We start from the raw sequence: 15,532 nt of genomic DNA on the forward strand, positions 1-15,532 counted from the left end.
TAATGAAAGCAGTACAAGCAGACGACGATTTAGTAGAATACGGTTATAGACGTGTGATCATTACGATTACTGCAGTACTTTGCGCACTGTTAGAAATTGTAGACACCACTATTGTAAACGTAGCGCTAACAGACATGCGAGGTAGTCTTGGTGCTACTTTAACTGATGTGGCTTGGGTAATTACAGCATACGCTATTGCGAATGTAATTGTAATTCCGATGACCAGTTGGCTTTCGCAACAATTTGGAAGACGTAATTATTTTGTGGCTTCTATCATCATATTTACCGTCTGTTCCTTTTTATGTGGTAACGCTAATAACATATGGGAACTAGTTGCTTTTAGGTTCGTACAAGGTATGGGTGGAGGAGCTTTACTGGTAACCGCCCAAACTATTATCACCGAAAGCTATCCCGTGGCAAAACGTGGTATGGCGCAAGCTATTTATGGTATGGGTGTGATTGTGGGACCTACTTTAGGTCCACCTTTAGGAGGATACTTAGTAGATCACTATTCATGGCCTTACATCTTTTACATCAATATTCCTTTAGGAATTATCGCTACTATTCTGGCTCTTACCTTTGTAAGAAGTCCAAAATACGGAGAAAAATTAAAAGCCAGTCAGGTAGACTGGTGGGGAATTGTACTCTTAACCGCTTTTATTGGTTCTTTACAATTTGTCTTAGAACACGGACAACAGGACGATTGGTTTAACGACTCAACGATTGTCATTTTAAGTGTGGTGACGGTTCTCGGATTAGTACTTTTCATATGGAGAGAACTAACCTACGAACATCCTATTGTCAATTTAAGTGTTTTAAAAGATGGAAATCTTAGAATTGGAACCATAATGTGTTTTATTCTTGGTTTTGGTTTATACGGATCAACCTTGATTATTCCCATTTACACCCAATCTATTCTAGGATGGACCGCAACTGACGCCGGAATGTTACTAATTCCAGGTTCCATTACAACGGCCATCATGATGCCTTTTGTTGGAAATATGATTCAGAAAGGAGTACCACAAGGGTATATGGTTGGTCTTGGGTTTTTGGTCTTCTTCTTTTTTACCTTTATGATGCACAATCGTATGACGCCAGACACTGGAGTAGAACATATGTATTGGCCATTAATTTTAAGAGGAATTGGTTTAGGATTACTTTTTGTACCGATTACAACACTTTCGCTTTCTACTTTAAAAGGGAAACACATTGGTGAAGGAGCTGCTTTTACAGGAATGATGAGACAATTAGGTGGTTCATTTGGTATTGCCATTATTACCACTTTTATTACGCGTTTAAGTCAAGAACACAGAGTCAATTTATTGACCAATTTAGACCCTGCCAATTATGATGTACAACAACGTATTCTTGGTATGCAAAAAGCCTTTATGGCTAAAGGTTATTCGGCAGATGTTGCCCTTAAAAAAACATATCAAGCCTTAGAGTATGGCGTCATGAAACAAAGTACTGTAATGTCCTACATGGATATTTTCATGTATTTAGGAATCATGTTTTTATGCTGCATCCCTATTATCTTTTTCATTAAAAAGGGAAAAAACAAAATCAATCCTGCTGATGCTATGCATTAATGACATTAGCACTATTATACAAAAAGGCCGAGTTATATCTTACGATGTAACTCGGCCTTTTTATTGGCATCCTTTTATTAGATCAAACCAACAAGCGCAGTACTTTTGACTACTATCTAGTAAAAACCAAATGATTTCCTTTGGAAAGATTGGCGTCAAACTGATAACCTTCATAGTTAAACCCTTTTAGATCATCAATCGTTTCCGCATTGGTATCAATGATATAACGCACCATCATCCCTCTGGCTTTCTTGGCAAAAAAGCTAATTATTTTTAGTTTTCCGTCTTTATAATCTTTAAAATCTGGTGTGATCACCGGCACTTTTAAGGCTTTCACATCTACTGCAGAAAAATATTCGTTACTGGCTAAGTTTACAAATAACTCTCCTTTAGTCAATTCTTTGTTCAAAGCTTTTGTAACTACTGGCTTCCAGAATTCATGCAAGTTTTTATATTCCCCTATTGGCAATTTTGTCCCCATCTCTAAGCGGTAGGCCTGCATGAGATCCAGCGGTTTCAAAAGACCATATAAGCCCGATAAAATTCTTAATTTACTTTGTAAAACTTCCAATTTTTCCATTGGAATCGAATAAGCATCCAAACCTGTATATACATCTCCATCAAAGGAATAAATGGCCGGACGCGCATTCTCCGATGTAAAAGGCGTCTTCCACTCCTGATTGCGTTTCCAATTCAAGTCAGACAATTTCTCAGAGATAGCCATTAATTCCCCTAATTCTGAAGGCTTTTTTTCTTTCAAAACTTTATGTACCTGACGGGCTTCTTTTAAAAAAGTTGGTTCAGTATATTGAGTAGTAGGTAATTCTTTTTCAAAATTTAACGATTTCGCTGGCGATATAACAATTTTCATTTGTACGTTTTTGTAGAATTCAAAAATACAAATTGCATTTTTAAAAAACGCGCATCCAAATTGATTTGTTCAATAGTACTATAAAACTCTTATATCACCCAGCCGCATTCTTTTGATTTTAATAAAATCAGTACTTCAAACTATTAATTTATTCAAAAAAGTCAACAATAGATTATAAAAGGCGTCAAGTATGTTGTAAATTTGCCCACGTTTCATTCTCTTCCAGAATAGAAATGTATTATTTATAAAATTCCTGAATTCGTGGCTATACAAACAAACTATAAAACAGCTTTACAACATAAAATCTTCGGAATCATTTCGCAGGCAGCTCAAGAACTAAACGTTGACAGTTACGTTATTGGCGGTTTTGTTCGTGATCTTCTTTTAAACCGAGGTTCTAAAAAAGACATCGATATTGTAGCAGTTGGCAGCGGTATCGAATTAGCACTCAAAGTTTCTGAATTACTTCCTAAAAAACCCAGAGTACAAGTTTTCAAAACATACGGCACAGCCATGTTGCGTTTTGAAGATACCGATATCGAATTTGTTGGTGCCCGTAAGGAATCTTATCATTTCGAGAGTAGAAATCCAGTTGTAGAAAATGGAACACTAGAAGATGACCAAAATCGTCGTGATTTCACCATCAACGCTTTGGCTTTATCTTTAAACGAAAAAAACTTTGGAGAGCTATCTGATCCTTTTAACGGATTAGCGGATTTAGGTAATAAAATCATCAAAACACCATTAGATCCTAGTATCACCTATTCTGATGATCCCTTGCGTATGTTGCGCGCTATTCGCTTTGCCAATCAATTAGGCTTTGAGATAGAGAAAAATTCATTGGATGCAATCACTAAAAATGCTGAAAGAATAAAGATCATTTCAGGGGAACGAATTGTCGATGAATTAAACAAGATCTTATCGACGGATCAACCCTCTATCGGTTTTTTACTTTTATATCAAACTGGTCTTTTGGATATAATATTACCTGAATTAACTGCTTTAAATCAGGTAGAAGAAATTGAAGGTCATACCCATAAAAACAACTTTTATCACACCCTTGAGGTAGTAGACAATATTTGCCCCAATACCGATGATGTTTGGTTGCGTTGGTCTGCCCTATTACACGATATTGGAAAAGCACCCACTAAACGTTTCAACAAAAAACAAGGTTGGACCTTTCATGGACATGAATTTTTAGGGGGCAAAATGGCCAAAAAAATATTTGAGCGTTTGCATATGCCCTTGAATCACAAAATGAAATTTGTGCAGAAAATGGTGGTGATGAGCTCTCGCCCTATCGTATTGGCTCAGGATACTGTAACAGACAGTGCTGTGCGACGTTTGGTTTTTGATGCTGGTGAAGACGTAGAGAATTTAATGACCTTATGTGAGGCCGATATTACCACTAAGAACCCTTCTAAATTTAAAAAATACCACAAAAACTTTGAGATCGTTCGCAAAAAAATTGTTGAAGTCGAAGAACGCGATCATGTCCGTAATTTCCAACCTCCAATTTCTGGCGAAGAAATCATGGAATTCTATAACCTAAAACCTTCGAGAGAAATTGGCGTTTTAAAGGAAGCTATAAAAGAAGCCATTTTAGAAGGAGAAATTCCAAATGAATACGAAGCTGCTTTTGCTTTTATGCAGAAGAGAGCAGCGAAATTAGGTCTAAAAAAAGATACTGAGTAACTCACAAAAAATGAAAAAATATTTCTCTACCATTTCAAAAACAGCATTGGTTTTAGTGTATTTAGTAATTGTTGCCGGAGCACTGGTTAGAATGACTGGCTCTGGAATGGGCTGTCCAGATTGGCCAAAATGTTTTGGATATTATATTCCACCAACCGATATCAAAGAATTGACTTGGGAACCGAACCGTACTTTTGAGAAAGGTCAAGTTATTATAAAAGACGAAACTCTTTTAGTTGCAAAAGATCATTTTACGACTCAAACCACTTTTGACGCTTCACATTGGGAGAAATACACCAAACACGATTATGCGATCTTTAATCCAATGCATACTTGGATTGAGTACATCAATAGGTTGTGTGGTGCTTTAGCGGGAATTGCTTGTTTTTTCATGGCCATTGCCTCACATAAATTCTGGAAACAAAACAAAAAAATCACCTTGCTTTCTTGGTTGGTTGTTTTGATGATGGGCTTTCAAGGTTGGTTAGGAGCCAAAGTAGTATACTCGGTTTTAAACCCTTTAAAAATAACAATTCACATGCTTATGGCTTTGGTCATTGTGGCAGTGATCCTTTACATAATTCAACTGGCAAGACCCAAAGCGGCCCAAGTAACCTACAATACAACATTCAGAAATGTGCTTATCCTATCGCTTTTCTTAACTTTAGTTCAAGTAGCCATTGGTACACAAGTACGTCAGTTTGTTGATGAACAAATAAAAAACGGACTAACGGCAAGTATTCTCTGGTTGCAAAATCCATCCCTTACTTTCTACCTTCACCGCTCCTTCTCTATTTTAGTTTTGATGGTCAATGTCTATTTGTACATTAAAAACAAAAAATTAGCTTTAGGTTATTCCAAAATGAATTGGGTAATGGTGCTTATTGGAATTGAGATCCTAACGGGAATGGCTATGGCGTATTTTGATTTCCCAATAGGAAGTCAAGCGATCCATTTGGTATTAGCCTCTATCCTATTCGGGATTCAGTTTTATATGATTTTGGAAGCTAAAAAAACTAGCCCAGCCAATTCTTAAAATCCTGCACTTTTTCACGACTTACGATCACCTCATCCTCTTTATAAGTAGGTAATATTACTTTTAAACGAGAATTGGTATGCAGCTGAATTTCTTTTATGGGTGCAAGAGGAACAATAAATTTTCTGCTTACGCGAAAGAAATCTTTAGCATCTAACTCTTGTTCGAGAATTTCTAAAGTAGTATCCATTAAGTAATTCCTATTGTCTAGCGTATGAATATAAGTCCCTTTGTTTTCACTAAAAAAACATTCGATTTCATTTGTGGTGATGACCTTTAAATGCTGGCCGATCTTAACGGTAAATCGTTTTTTATAATTCTTTTCAAAGGGATTAGACAGCATTTGACGGATTTGCTCAAAATCAACTCGAAGATCTTGCGTTCTATCCTCCAATTTAGGAATACGCATTTTAAATTTAGCCACAGCCACCTCTAGATCATCTTCATCGATAGGCTTTAAAAGATAATCAATACTATTGAGTTTGAACGCCTTTAAAGCGTACTCGTCATAAGCCGTGGTAAAGATGATGGCGCTTTTGATGTCAATTTTTTCAAAAATTTCAAACGACAAGCCATCTGACAATTGAATGTCCAAAAATATTAAATCTGGATGTTCATTATTAGTAAACCAATGAATGGATTCCTCTACAGAATGCAACATGGTTTCTACGCCTATATTCAACTTTCCTAATTTACGTTGCAATAATCGTGCGGCCGGTTTTTCGTCTTCTATTATTAATGTGGTCATTGATTAGTTTAAAAAAATTAAAACAGTGAATTAAAAATTATTCCCATTTGTGGGGATTCGAAGTTTCCTTCTCCATGTATTCTTTGATTTTCCTTTGCTCCCAATCCCTACCGAAAAAGACATCAGGTCCAAAAACGGTAAAGGCGTGAATCAATAAAGCAATGCCCCAATACAAGGCCGTAGAATAAGTATGCCAATCCAATAAGCCATTTTCATAAGCACTGTGCCCAAAGAAATCTCTATTCAAATTAGAGATGATGATAATCACATTCACAATCAGATACACTCTTAAATGTGAATAAAAACCCTTTATTTTTTTTACTTTTTTATAGGCCATATTGTACTGTTCGTCTGTACTGAATTCTGGTCCATATTCCTCATACATATGTCTTCTAAGTCGTCCCATGATCTTGCGTTCTATTTTATGTCCATTTATTTTTATTCTCTTTTTCCTTTTCCATGAATTCTTTGATTTTTCTTTCTTCCCAGTCTTTACCTAGAACTGGAAATGCTTCGAAAACCTTTAATCCATGAAAAACAACTCCAACACCCCAGCCCATCAAAGGCCAATGAAACCATATATGATCAGGCGATGTATACAGATTAATAAAAATCAAAACCGCACTTACCAATACAAAAGAAGCCAGATTTCCATAAAATCCTTTAATATTTTCGACTTTCTTTTTGGCTAGGTAGTATTTATCTTCTTCGCTATAATTGACTTCCATGATTACTCCCATTTTTGTTTTTTTATCTTTTTCTCCATGATGCTTTTCAGCTTACGCTTTTCCCATTCTTCTCCAAAAATCGCAAAAGAAACAAAGGCATCAATCGCAGAAATCAGGAACAGAACAGTCCAAATCCCCATTACAAATAGATTTATAAACTTTAGGGGAACAAAATTCAGCGGAACTCCTCCATACTCTTTTAATACATAAAGAAGTACTCCAATAAAGTAAATCAACATATGTGTGTAAAAAGCTTTCAACTTAATGATCTTTTTATTGGCCATTTTCTGAAGTTCAAAATCTTCAGGATCAGTATTCGAATTGGTTTTCATACTTATTTCCAGGTTGGTTTGTTGTTTTCTTTGTCTAAGATTTCTCTAATTTTTCGCTCTTCCCAACTGGAGCTATAACCATACACTTTAAAGGCATGCATTACTACGCCAAACCCCCAGCCTAAAGCCGAGAACCAAAACCACTGAAATCCAGGAGAGTACCTCAAATTTATAAAAATTAGAAATGGAATCACACAACAATACGAAATTACATTTCCGTAAAATCCCTTTAATTCTTCTACTCTCTTTTTGGCTCTATAATAAGCCTTATTTTCATCATTATATCCTGCATTTGTTTCCATGACTGTTACTAATTTGGTTAAAATTGGAATTTTAACAGTGAAATTTTTCTCATCCTGTTTGATCACTACTTTTCGGTTGGTCACTATAGCATAGCGATTCACTATGTTTTGCAATCCAACCCCTTGCCTATCTTGCAACACTTCCTTTTTTTGAAAATCATTCTGAATTGCCAAATAATCTCCATCTATAAAAATTCGAATATGCAGTGGTTTTTGTTCACTCACTACATTATGTTTTACGGTATTTTCCAGCAAAAGCTGCAACGACAATGGAACTACTTTTGCCTCTGGATTTATATTGGTGGCGGGCAATTCATAAAACAAACTATTTTCAAAACGCATCTTAAGCAAATTCATATAGGTCTTTGCAAAGGACAATTCGTCTTCCACTGAAACCAACTCTTTGTCCTTTTGTTCTAAAACATAACGATAAATTTTAGACAATGAAGTGGTAAATCGTTGGGCATTATCTGGATTTTCTTCAATCAATGAACTCAGCACATTTAGGCTATTAAAAAGAAAATGCGGGTCAATTTGATTTTTTAAACTTTCGAATTTTGCATTTGCCGTTCCTGCTATGATCTTTTGTTGTGTGAGCTCGAATTTCGACGCCTGTTTCCATTTAACCATAAAACTTCTGGCTTGCATAAAAGTCGAAATCCCCAAAGACAACATGATATAAAAAAGATGCACCCAAATCATTCTTGCACCAAAAAATGCTGTTAAACTTTGGTCGTTTAACACTACATAAATGAAATAGTTGATCCCTAAAACCGCTGGAACCGTATACAAAACAGTGACCAAAATCCCAAAATACACCCTCAGATTGGTATCCTCGAGCCAGTCCCATTTTTTATCCAGCAACACATTGATAAATCCGTTACCAAAACCCAATCCGAAAGAATAAAGACAACTAATAAGAAAAGTAATCAGTACATTCCTGATCGTTAAATCATCTCCTAAAAAAGCTGAAAATAGTATCGCAAAAACTATAGCCATCTTCAAACAGATTATGGTTCCATTCCTCCAATCAGCAAATGAGTTTCTTTGGTCTTTCATTATAATCAACTTAATATTAGGTTTATTTTTTACAGTTCTTTTGAGACTCCAAAGCTCGTTCTAATCCCCATTTCGGAGAAAAAGGAGTCTCAGGTTTAAAAGTAGCAAAAAGTTCGATAGCTTTATCAACTTGTACACAAAGAGGTTTGGTATCCACTCCTGTCCATTTTGCTCCTCCTAACTGATAATCCGCTTCACCAAAAACAGCTCTGGGATTAGTAGGGTCTAGTGTTTTAGCTTTGGCATACGCCTCCATCACCTTGGCAGAATACTTCATGCTATTGGTCATCGGATCAGCCACCACCCAAGCCGTATAAATCAATGCTTGCAATACATATAACTCAGCATTATTTTGATCTTTAATCATTTCAATATCCAGAGCATCTTGCGCTTTAGTCAACAACAATTCGATTTGCGTTTTGTCTTTCACCGAAAATGCCGTTGTGGTATTTACCAAAGCAACATAATAGTTAGGCAACCAACTACTTTTCTCAGCAGCGGCAATTCTTTCAAACATAGCTGAGGCCTCGGTGTTTTTTCCTTCTTTCCAAAGTCCAAAAGCTTTCCCCATCCCCTGTTCAAATTGTGTTTGTGCACTTAATAGACTGCAAATAAATAAGGTAATCATTGTAATAATTTTGGTCATGATTTCTTGGTTTTAAGTTATTTTTTAATTGTTTTGAATTTCAGTTCCTGGATTGATGATCCATACATCGGTTGTTATTATACTTCAAAAGTAGATTGGTTTTCCCTGTTTTAAAACTAAAGCATACTGAGTTGTCGAATTTTGCGACTGAACCGTATCATTTACCATCTTAGACAGCAACCCTATAGATTCTTCAACTGATTCTCATTTTTGTTTTGACTAATGGTCCAAAAGAAACCAACAAAGAAAAATCGATCTGCAGTGGGTACTATGGCTTGTCTGTTGTAAATTCCGTTTGCATCGGCCACTTTAGCATAATCATATCCAAAAACATTCTGACTTCCTAATACATTCGAAACCGAGAAATACAAGATCTTTTGTGTCGTTAGTAAATAAGCCCAGTTAAAACTCAAACTATTATAGGATTTTGTTTTCCCGCTCATAAATTGCGTTTGATTCGGGTCATTGTAAGGTCTGCCGGAACTATAACTATTGGTGAAACCGATTTGCGATTTCCAATCCGTGATAAAATATTTGGTTACAATGGACAAACTATGATGGGCGATAAAACTCGGAGTAGCCATGGTTGGGAAATTCTTGTACAATCTTTCTGAATCGATATACGAATACGAAATCCAGTACTCTAAGTTTTTGTGCAGATTGCTGTCTCTCCAAAATAAATCAATTCCCTTAGCATAACCCGATCCCTTATTATTAAACACCGTATTATACGTTATATCCTTAGTGTCATAGGTAACCAAATCTCGGTAATCCTTATAATAGGCTTCAGCTCTAAAAGTTTGTCCCGGTTGTACCAATTGATAATTCAAAATATAGTGCCTTGCTTTTTCACTTTCGAATTGATGGTATTTTGAATATTTAATATAATCCACCACCGGTGTTTGAGAGAAATCACCATAGGCAAATGAAAACTGACTGCTTTTAGAAACTTTATAAGCAATGGACGCTCTTGGCGCTAGATTGGTTTCATTTAACAAACTGTTGCTTGACAGTCTAAAACCTACTTTTGCAGCCAAATTTTTGGAAAACAAAATATCGCCTTCGGTATAAAAAGCCGCAATATTTGAATCATACCCATTGGTCACATTTACCGTATTATGATCATTGAAATTTTCATTGAACTTCGTGATAAAATAATCGGCCCCAAAAGATAATTTAAAATAATCCGAAACATTTTTTCGTAACTTCAATTTCAACTGTGCAGCATTTTCACGACTATGCACATCATTGACATCAAATTTCACTTTATTGTTATTGTAGCCATAACTAATTCCTGAGGTCAATTGCCAACCTGTCCCAAAAGTGCCTTTATAAGAAGCATTGAGATAAAAGTTATTATTATTCAAATCAGTTCTGATTTTATCTTCAAAATTGACATTTTTCTGATTCAAATCGAATTTCTCTGAGTCAAAAGCGCCATACAATTTAAAAATTCCATTGGCAAAATGATATCGGTACACCAGTTCTCCCGACAAAGATTGATACGGATTATTCCAATCTACATTTTGAGGAATTGCCGCCTGATAGGGCGCTAAATTGATATAAGAGGTATTGAGACTCAAAGAACTCTTTTTCCATTTTTGCGTATTTCCTACACCCAGACCAACTGTCATCAAAGCGATATCAGTCTTGTTTTGATCGGGCTCATCTTGTGTATTCAATAATAACACACTTGACAATGCTTCACCATATTCGGCAGAATATCCACCCGTAGAAAAGGCAATCCCACTAAAAAGAAAAGGAGAAAATCGGCCACGAGTAGGTAAATTATTAGTGCTCGCACCATAGGGTTGTGCCACACGTATTCCATCAATAAAAGTCTGGGTTTCACTGGCCTCTCCCCCACGAACAAACAAACGCCCATCTTCCCCTACCGTTTGAGTACCCGGCAAGGTTTGCAAAGCCGCAATAATATTTCCTGCAGACCCAGCAGTGGTTACAATGTCTAAGGGTTTTAAAACAGAAACCCTAGCCTTATCACCGGACTCTAATGTTCCGGCTGTAATCACTACAGCATCCAAGGCATTTACATTTTCTCTGAGTTTCACCACTTGATCTTTAAACTGAGTCACCTCAATTTCTTTTCTAAAAGTTTCATACAGTAAGAAACTAATCACTAAAGTTTGATTTCCTTTGGCCGTGCTTTCAAAAGAAAAAGCTCCAGATTCCCCGCTAGTGGCTCCATCGTAAGTTCCGTCTAGGTAAATATTGGCTCCTGAAACTGGTTTCCCTTTTTGATCCACTACTTTTCCTGAAATCGTACTTTGAGCTAATACACCAACGGTGAGCAATAATAGAATAAGGGTGAAATACGTTTTCATGTTAGATTGGTTTTGGTCAGACAAATGTATTTCACCTCTTTTAGTTTAAAAATAGTAATTAACCCAATTGTAGAATTTCGAGGATGAGTTGTAAATTACTTATTTGTATCTTAGCTACAAGTTTTAAAAGCAGCACAATTATGTCGGAGAGTAAAAGAATTTCGAATCTGTACCAATCCATTTATGATGGCAATCCATGGTTGGAAGTCAATTTGGTCAACACTTTAAAAGGGGTAACCGCAGATCAGGCTTACCGAAAAATAAACCCTAATTTAAACACCATCTGGGAAATTGTCAATCATCTGATACAATGGAGAAGAAACATTTTAGAACGTGTTCAAGGAGAAAGCATTACGACTCCCGATCACAATTATTTTGTCCCAGTCCTAGACGCATCCGAAGCTGCCTGGGAACAATCCCTTCAAAACCTACTTAAAACACAAGATCAATGGAGCAGCTTTTTGACTGATTTTAAAGATGCTGATTTAGAAACTATATACACCCAAAACCAGCATACCTATTACGAACATATTCACGGAATTATTCAGCATGATGTATACCACCTCGGACAAATTGTTATCTTGAAAAAATTACTTTAAACCACTCAAGCATGAAAAAATCAATTCTATTATTGGCGTTTATAGGTTTTAATGCCATTGGCTTTGCACAGCAAGCCGAAGTAAAGTTCGATGAAAAACTGGCTAAATCCCTCCATGCCGACACTTATGGAATGAAGAAATATGTATTTTGTTTGTTGAAATCAGGTAGCAATACAAGCACTTCAAAAGAAGAAACCAAAAAGCTTTTTGAAGGTCATATGGCCAACATCAACAAATTAGCTCAAGAAGGTAAATTAGTGGTAGCGGGACCCTTTATGAAAAATGATAGAAATTATAGAGGCATCTATATCTTTAACGTGGAAACCCTTGAAGAGGCACAAGCGCTAGTGGCTACAGATCCTGCCATACAAGCAAAATTACTCGAAGCCGAACTAACTCCTTGGTATGCCACAGCAGCTTTACAAGAAACCTTGAAAATTCACGAAAGAATTGCCAAGACCAAAATATAAAACGCATTTATGAAGACCGAAAAAGAAAAAATGATTGCTGGGGAGTATTACAATTCCGGTGATCCTATTTTAACCAAAGAAAGAAGAAAAGCCAAGAATTTATTACACCGTTTGAACGTAACGGAATACCGCATGACCAAAAATGCCAAATTAATTTTACAAGAATTAATTCCCAACGCAGGTAAAAGTTTTTATATCGAACCCCCATTTCATTGTGACTACGGCTACAATATCAACTGCGGTGATAATGTTTATTTCAATGTAAATTGTGTTGTTTTAGACGTTGCTCCTGTCCATATTGGCTCCAATGTATTTTTCGCACCCAATGTCCAACTCTACACCGCAACACATCCACTCGAAGCTGAACTCAGAAGAACTCTGGAAAACGCTTTACCTATTTCTATAGGAGACGATTGCTGGATTGGTGGAAATAGTGTAATTTGCCCCGGCGTAACCATCGGAAAAGGATGTGTTATTGGCGCGGGTTCTGTTGTCACTAAAGACATACCCGAGAATTCACTGGCCGTTGGAAATCCAGCAAAAGTAATTCGACAATTAAATCAAAAAAACCAGTAAAAAGAAAGAATGCTTACCTTAAATAAAGTACACCATATTGCCATTTTATGCGCTGATTATCAAAAATCAAAAAGCTTCTATACCGAAGTTTTAGGCCTCACCATTATCAGAGAGATCTATCGCGAAGAGCGTCAATCATACAAATTAGATCTTGCTTTAAACGGCACTTATGTTATTGAATTATTCTCGTTTCCAAATCCTCCTCAAAGACCATCCAGACCAGAAGCGGTAGGATTGCGTCATTTGGCTTTTGAGGTGATCAATTTAGATGAAACCATTGCTTTTCTAGACACTAAAAACATTGACTCTGAACCGATCAGAATTGATGAAACCACAGAGAAAAGATTCACTTTTATTGCTGATCCTGATCTACTTCCTATAGAGTTTTACGAGCGTTAGCGCGCAAACAAAAAAGATATGCTCTAGTAAAATAAAAAGGAGTTGATCAAAATAAATCTTAATCAACTCCTAAACAAAACATTACGCTGCCGATTCTTTAATAAAGAAACTACCGTACTAAATTACCAACCTGGGTTTTGTACCAGTTTTCTGCTGTTTGTTACCTCAGATAATTGAATTGGATACAAATACATGGCCCTGTCAAATTTTCTAGGAGCATTGTCGATATTTATCTTTTGGAAAAAAGTTAAATCACTAGCATTGCCGTCCATATTCATTCCTGTAAATAAACCACCCTGCATTCCTTCAGGTTTATCAGCAATCATCCAACGACGAACATCAAAATAACGCTGACCTTCAGTAAATAACTCTACTCTTCTTTCGGCAACAATTGCTTTTCTCATGGCGTTTTTGTTGCCTATTACTCCTGTTTTTGCTCCATTAGACTGCATTGTGACATAACCAGAGATACCAGCTCTAACTCTGACTAGGTCTAAATATTTGACAATATCCGGATCACTTGGATCAACTTCATTGGCTACTTCCGCATACAATAAATAGAAATCTGCCAAACGAAAGATAATCGAAGGTCTAAAAACACTTCTAATCCCTGATGCTACTGTTGGATGAATGGTTCTATTACAGTTTTTATAACATAAATAACCCGTTTTTGGAAACCCGCCTAATCGATTGTCATTGTTCGCTATTCCACCAAAGCCTGGCAAAGGCGCAGGAGCCTTAGAAGAAGGAATGTCTCTAGCAAACAAAACTTTGGTTACTTTAGACGTTGCTGGGGTAGTTCCTTGCAAACTTGTATTAGAAACTACATCATGCCAGCTTTTCCCCTGATACGTAATCGCCGCATAAAAACGTGGTTCTCTATTGGCGTATGCTTTTAAAACATTAGCATCTGTCATATAAACTGTTGTACCACTTTTTACAAATCTGGTAGCGGGATTCAATACGTTTGTAAAACCTGTTGCCACATAAGTTGAACCAGCATCATTAATAGCTAATCCATTTTTCATAAAAAAGGCATCAACCATTTCTTGGGTCACACCAAGGGTAGAACCATTACTACCCCCAGCGACAACCGAAATATCCCTAGGGGTTTGTGCGGTTTCCACAGTCCCCCAACTTTGTACTGGGTTACCCCAAATGATTTCTTTATTGTATTTCTGAAATAACTCATAAATATTAAGATCCGGATCATTGGAAGCACTTTTGTATAATTGATAATTTCCTGCATCGGCATAGGTTATAAAATCTTTTAAAGCATTCTTGGCTTTTACCCATTTGCCTGCATCATAACTTTGCGGAAATAATTTCTTCCCATCATGGTTTGTCAAAGCCATCCCCTCGTCATATCCTCCATTATACAAAGGAGATGCTACTAAAACCAATAGTTTTGCCCTTACTGCCAAGGCAACCCCTATAGTGGGTATTGCCAAACGACTTTCTTCAAAACCACTTGCAACAGTAGTGGAAATTCTTGTAGGATCAAGGTCTGTAATGGCAATCGATAAGTCTTTTTCAATGGCCGAAACTACCTCGTCAACAGAATTTCTTTCATAATCAGAATTAGGATCTGATGCGCTAGCTATTTCTTCTAAAACAGGAACAGGACCGTATTGTTCCAAAAGAAGATAATAGGAATACGCTCTCATAAAATAGCATTCCGCCTTAAGACTTTTTAACTCGGCATCACTCAAATAGTCTGGATCCCCTACTTTACCAATAGTTTTAGCATCACTGATATAAATACTGGCGGTTCGGATTGTTTTGTAAAGTGCTTGCCAGCGATGTGAACCCGCAGAAAATGAGGTATACCCTTGCACTCCGATATTTTGTAATGTCCCATTGGCATTATTACTTAATTCATCGCTCATGGATGCCCAAGGGTTCCCCAGCCCGCCAGACGATGCTGCTGCATAATCAGAATAATTGGGCATGGAAAGATAAATTGACCTTTGAAATCTTCGCGATTGTGCTGCATCGGTAAGAATGTAATCTTTGGAATCCGAGGCCGAAAAACCGTCTTCAACACTCAAATAGTCTGAACAAGAGGATAGCCCAAGAAATGAAACTAGTATGATTAAAAATTGGGAAATAGTATATTTTTTCATTTGTTTGATTTTTG

16 protein-coding genes are annotated in these 15,532 nt (G+C 36.6%); 7 read left to right on the top strand and 9 right to left on the bottom strand.

The genetic code is table 11. From position 1 onward, the window contains the following. Positions 1 to 2 precede the first annotated feature (2 nt). The gene (locus AC51AA_RS08770) at positions 3 to 1,589 is read left to right on the top strand and encodes a DHA2 family efflux MFS transporter permease subunit (RefSeq protein ID WP_500705591.1); all 1,587 of its coding nucleotides are present in this window, start codon (positions 3 to 5) and stop codon (positions 1,587 to 1,589) included. Between the two features lie 112 nt (positions 1,590 to 1,701). Here AC51AA_RS08770 and yaaA read toward each other — a convergent pair whose 3' ends face one another. Further along, positions 1,702 to 2,460, bottom strand: a complete 759-nt coding sequence (gene yaaA, locus AC51AA_RS08775; protein WP_500705592.1) for a peroxide stress protein YaaA — start codon at positions 2,458 to 2,460, stop codon at positions 1,702 to 1,704. A 261-nt stretch (positions 2,461 to 2,721) separates the two neighbouring features. Here yaaA and AC51AA_RS08780 point away from each other — a divergent pair, with 261 nt between their 5' ends. Both AC51AA_RS08780 and AC51AA_RS08785 read left to right on the top strand, forming a co-directional pair. Then, complete coding sequence (locus AC51AA_RS08780) at positions 2,722 to 4,155, top strand: CCA tRNA nucleotidyltransferase (RefSeq protein ID WP_500705593.1); 1,434 nt, start codon at positions 2,722 to 2,724, stop codon at positions 4,153 to 4,155. A 10-nt stretch (positions 4,156 to 4,165) separates the two neighbouring features. Next, a complete protein-coding gene (locus AC51AA_RS08785; protein ID WP_500705594.1) occupies positions 4,166 to 5,191 on the top strand; it encodes a COX15/CtaA family protein in 1,026 nt (341 codons plus the stop codon). On the opposite strand, the gene AC51AA_RS08790 is transcribed toward AC51AA_RS08785, so the two are convergent. The 7 genes from AC51AA_RS08790 to AC51AA_RS08820 form a co-directional block, all read right to left on the bottom strand. After that, complete coding sequence (locus tag AC51AA_RS08790; protein WP_500705595.1) at positions 5,172 to 5,939, bottom strand: LytR/AlgR family response regulator transcription factor; 768 nt, start codon at positions 5,937 to 5,939, stop codon at positions 5,172 to 5,174. The genes AC51AA_RS08785 and AC51AA_RS08790 overlap by 20 nt on opposite strands. A 37-nt stretch (positions 5,940 to 5,976) precedes the next feature. After that, the gene (locus AC51AA_RS08795; RefSeq protein WP_500705596.1) at positions 5,977 to 6,345 is read right to left on the bottom strand and encodes a 2TM domain-containing protein; all 369 of its coding nucleotides are present in this window, start codon (positions 6,343 to 6,345) and stop codon (positions 5,977 to 5,979) included. Between the two features lie 16 nt (positions 6,346 to 6,361). After that, positions 6,362 to 6,679, bottom strand: coding sequence for a 2TM domain-containing protein (locus tag AC51AA_RS08800; RefSeq protein WP_500705597.1), 318 nt, complete (start codon positions 6,677 to 6,679; stop codon positions 6,362 to 6,364). Beyond that, on the bottom strand, positions 6,670 to 6,999 hold the full coding sequence (locus tag AC51AA_RS08805; RefSeq protein ID WP_500705598.1) for a 2TM domain-containing protein: 330 nt from the start codon (positions 6,997 to 6,999) through the stop codon (positions 6,670 to 6,672). The genes AC51AA_RS08800 and AC51AA_RS08805 overlap by 10 nt, the downstream gene beginning before the upstream one ends. Positions 7,000 to 7,001: 2 nt before the next feature. Next, positions 7,002 to 8,360: a histidine kinase gene (locus tag AC51AA_RS08810; RefSeq protein WP_500705599.1), complete on the bottom strand. Its 1,359-nt coding sequence runs from the start codon at positions 8,358 to 8,360 to the stop codon at positions 7,002 to 7,004. Positions 8,361 to 8,382: 22 nt separating this feature from the next. Further along, complete coding sequence (locus tag AC51AA_RS08815; protein WP_500705600.1) at positions 8,383 to 9,006, bottom strand: hypothetical protein; 624 nt, start codon at positions 9,004 to 9,006, stop codon at positions 8,383 to 8,385. Positions 9,007 to 9,188: 182 nt separating this feature from the next. After that, the gene (locus tag AC51AA_RS08820; RefSeq protein ID WP_500705601.1) at positions 9,189 to 11,348 is read right to left on the bottom strand and encodes a TonB-dependent receptor; all 2,160 of its coding nucleotides are present in this window, start codon (positions 11,346 to 11,348) and stop codon (positions 9,189 to 9,191) included. A gap of 140 nt (positions 11,349 to 11,488) precedes the next feature. On the opposite strand from AC51AA_RS08820, the gene AC51AA_RS08825 reads away from it, so the two are divergent. Genes AC51AA_RS08825 through gloA2 form a run of 4 tightly spaced genes read left to right on the top strand, consistent with a single transcriptional unit; the run spans position 11,489 to position 13,392 of the window. Beyond that, positions 11,489 to 11,947, top strand: a complete 459-nt coding sequence (locus AC51AA_RS08825; protein ID WP_500705602.1) for a DinB family protein — start codon at positions 11,489 to 11,491, stop codon at positions 11,945 to 11,947. Between the two features lie 11 nt (positions 11,948 to 11,958). Continuing rightward, the gene (locus AC51AA_RS08830) at positions 11,959 to 12,417 is read left to right on the top strand and encodes a YciI family protein (protein WP_500705603.1); all 459 of its coding nucleotides are present in this window, start codon (positions 11,959 to 11,961) and stop codon (positions 12,415 to 12,417) included. A gap of 9 nt (positions 12,418 to 12,426) precedes the next feature. Further along, a complete protein-coding gene (locus AC51AA_RS08835; RefSeq protein WP_500705604.1) occupies positions 12,427 to 12,993 on the top strand; it encodes a sugar O-acetyltransferase in 567 nt (188 codons plus the stop codon). A gap of 9 nt (positions 12,994 to 13,002) precedes the next feature. Beyond that, positions 13,003 to 13,392: an SMU1112c/YaeR family gloxylase I-like metalloprotein gene (gloA2, locus tag AC51AA_RS08840; RefSeq protein WP_500705605.1), complete on the top strand. Its 390-nt coding sequence runs from the start codon at positions 13,003 to 13,005 to the stop codon at positions 13,390 to 13,392. A 122-nt stretch (positions 13,393 to 13,514) separates the two neighbouring features. On the opposite strand, the gene AC51AA_RS08845 is transcribed toward gloA2, so the two are convergent. Next, positions 13,515 to 15,518, bottom strand: a complete 2,004-nt coding sequence (locus AC51AA_RS08845; protein ID WP_500705606.1) for a RagB/SusD family nutrient uptake outer membrane protein — start codon at positions 15,516 to 15,518, stop codon at positions 13,515 to 13,517. Positions 15,519 to 15,532 lie beyond the last annotated feature (14 nt).

Source organism: Flavobacterium sp. OHVDL-2026-0007 (assembly GCF_059882335.1).

Bases quoted from the DNA above. Each gene is read 5' to 3' on its own strand.
- AC51AA_RS08770 (WP_500705591.1), top strand. From the start codon at position 3: ATGAAAGCAGTACAAGCAGACGACGATTTAGTAGAATACGGTTATAGA.
- yaaA (WP_500705592.1), bottom strand. From the start codon at position 2,460: ATGAAAATTGTTATATCGCCAGCGAAATCGTTAAATTTTGAAAAAGAA.
- AC51AA_RS08785 (WP_500705594.1), top strand. From the start codon at position 4,166: ATGAAAAAATATTTCTCTACCATTTCAAAAACAGCATTGGTTTTAGTG.
- AC51AA_RS08790 (WP_500705595.1), bottom strand. From the start codon at position 5,939: ATGACCACATTAATAATAGAAGACGAAAAACCGGCCGCACGATTATTG.
- AC51AA_RS08795 (WP_500705596.1), bottom strand. From the start codon at position 6,345: ATGGGACGACTTAGAAGACATATGTATGAGGAATATGGACCAGAATTC.
- AC51AA_RS08800 (WP_500705597.1), bottom strand. From the start codon at position 6,679: ATGGGAGTAATCATGGAAGTCAATTATAGCGAAGAAGATAAATACTAC.
- AC51AA_RS08805 (WP_500705598.1), bottom strand. From the start codon at position 6,999: ATGAAAACCAATTCGAATACTGATCCTGAAGATTTTGAACTTCAGAAA.
- AC51AA_RS08810 (WP_500705599.1), bottom strand. From the start codon at position 8,360: ATGAAAGACCAAAGAAACTCATTTGCTGATTGGAGGAATGGAACCATA.
- AC51AA_RS08815 (WP_500705600.1), bottom strand. From the start codon at position 9,006: ATGACCAAAATTATTACAATGATTACCTTATTTATTTGCAGTCTATTA.
- AC51AA_RS08820 (WP_500705601.1), bottom strand. From the start codon at position 11,348: ATGAAAACGTATTTCACCCTTATTCTATTATTGCTCACCGTTGGTGTA.
- AC51AA_RS08825 (WP_500705602.1), top strand. From the start codon at position 11,489: ATGTCGGAGAGTAAAAGAATTTCGAATCTGTACCAATCCATTTATGAT.
- AC51AA_RS08830 (WP_500705603.1), top strand. From the start codon at position 11,959: ATGAAAAAATCAATTCTATTATTGGCGTTTATAGGTTTTAATGCCATT.
- AC51AA_RS08835 (WP_500705604.1), top strand. From the start codon at position 12,427: ATGAAGACCGAAAAAGAAAAAATGATTGCTGGGGAGTATTACAATTCC.
- gloA2 (WP_500705605.1), top strand. From the start codon at position 13,003: ATGCTTACCTTAAATAAAGTACACCATATTGCCATTTTATGCGCTGAT.
- AC51AA_RS08845 (WP_500705606.1), bottom strand. From the start codon at position 15,518: ATGAAAAAATATACTATTTCCCAATTTTTAATCATACTAGTTTCATTT.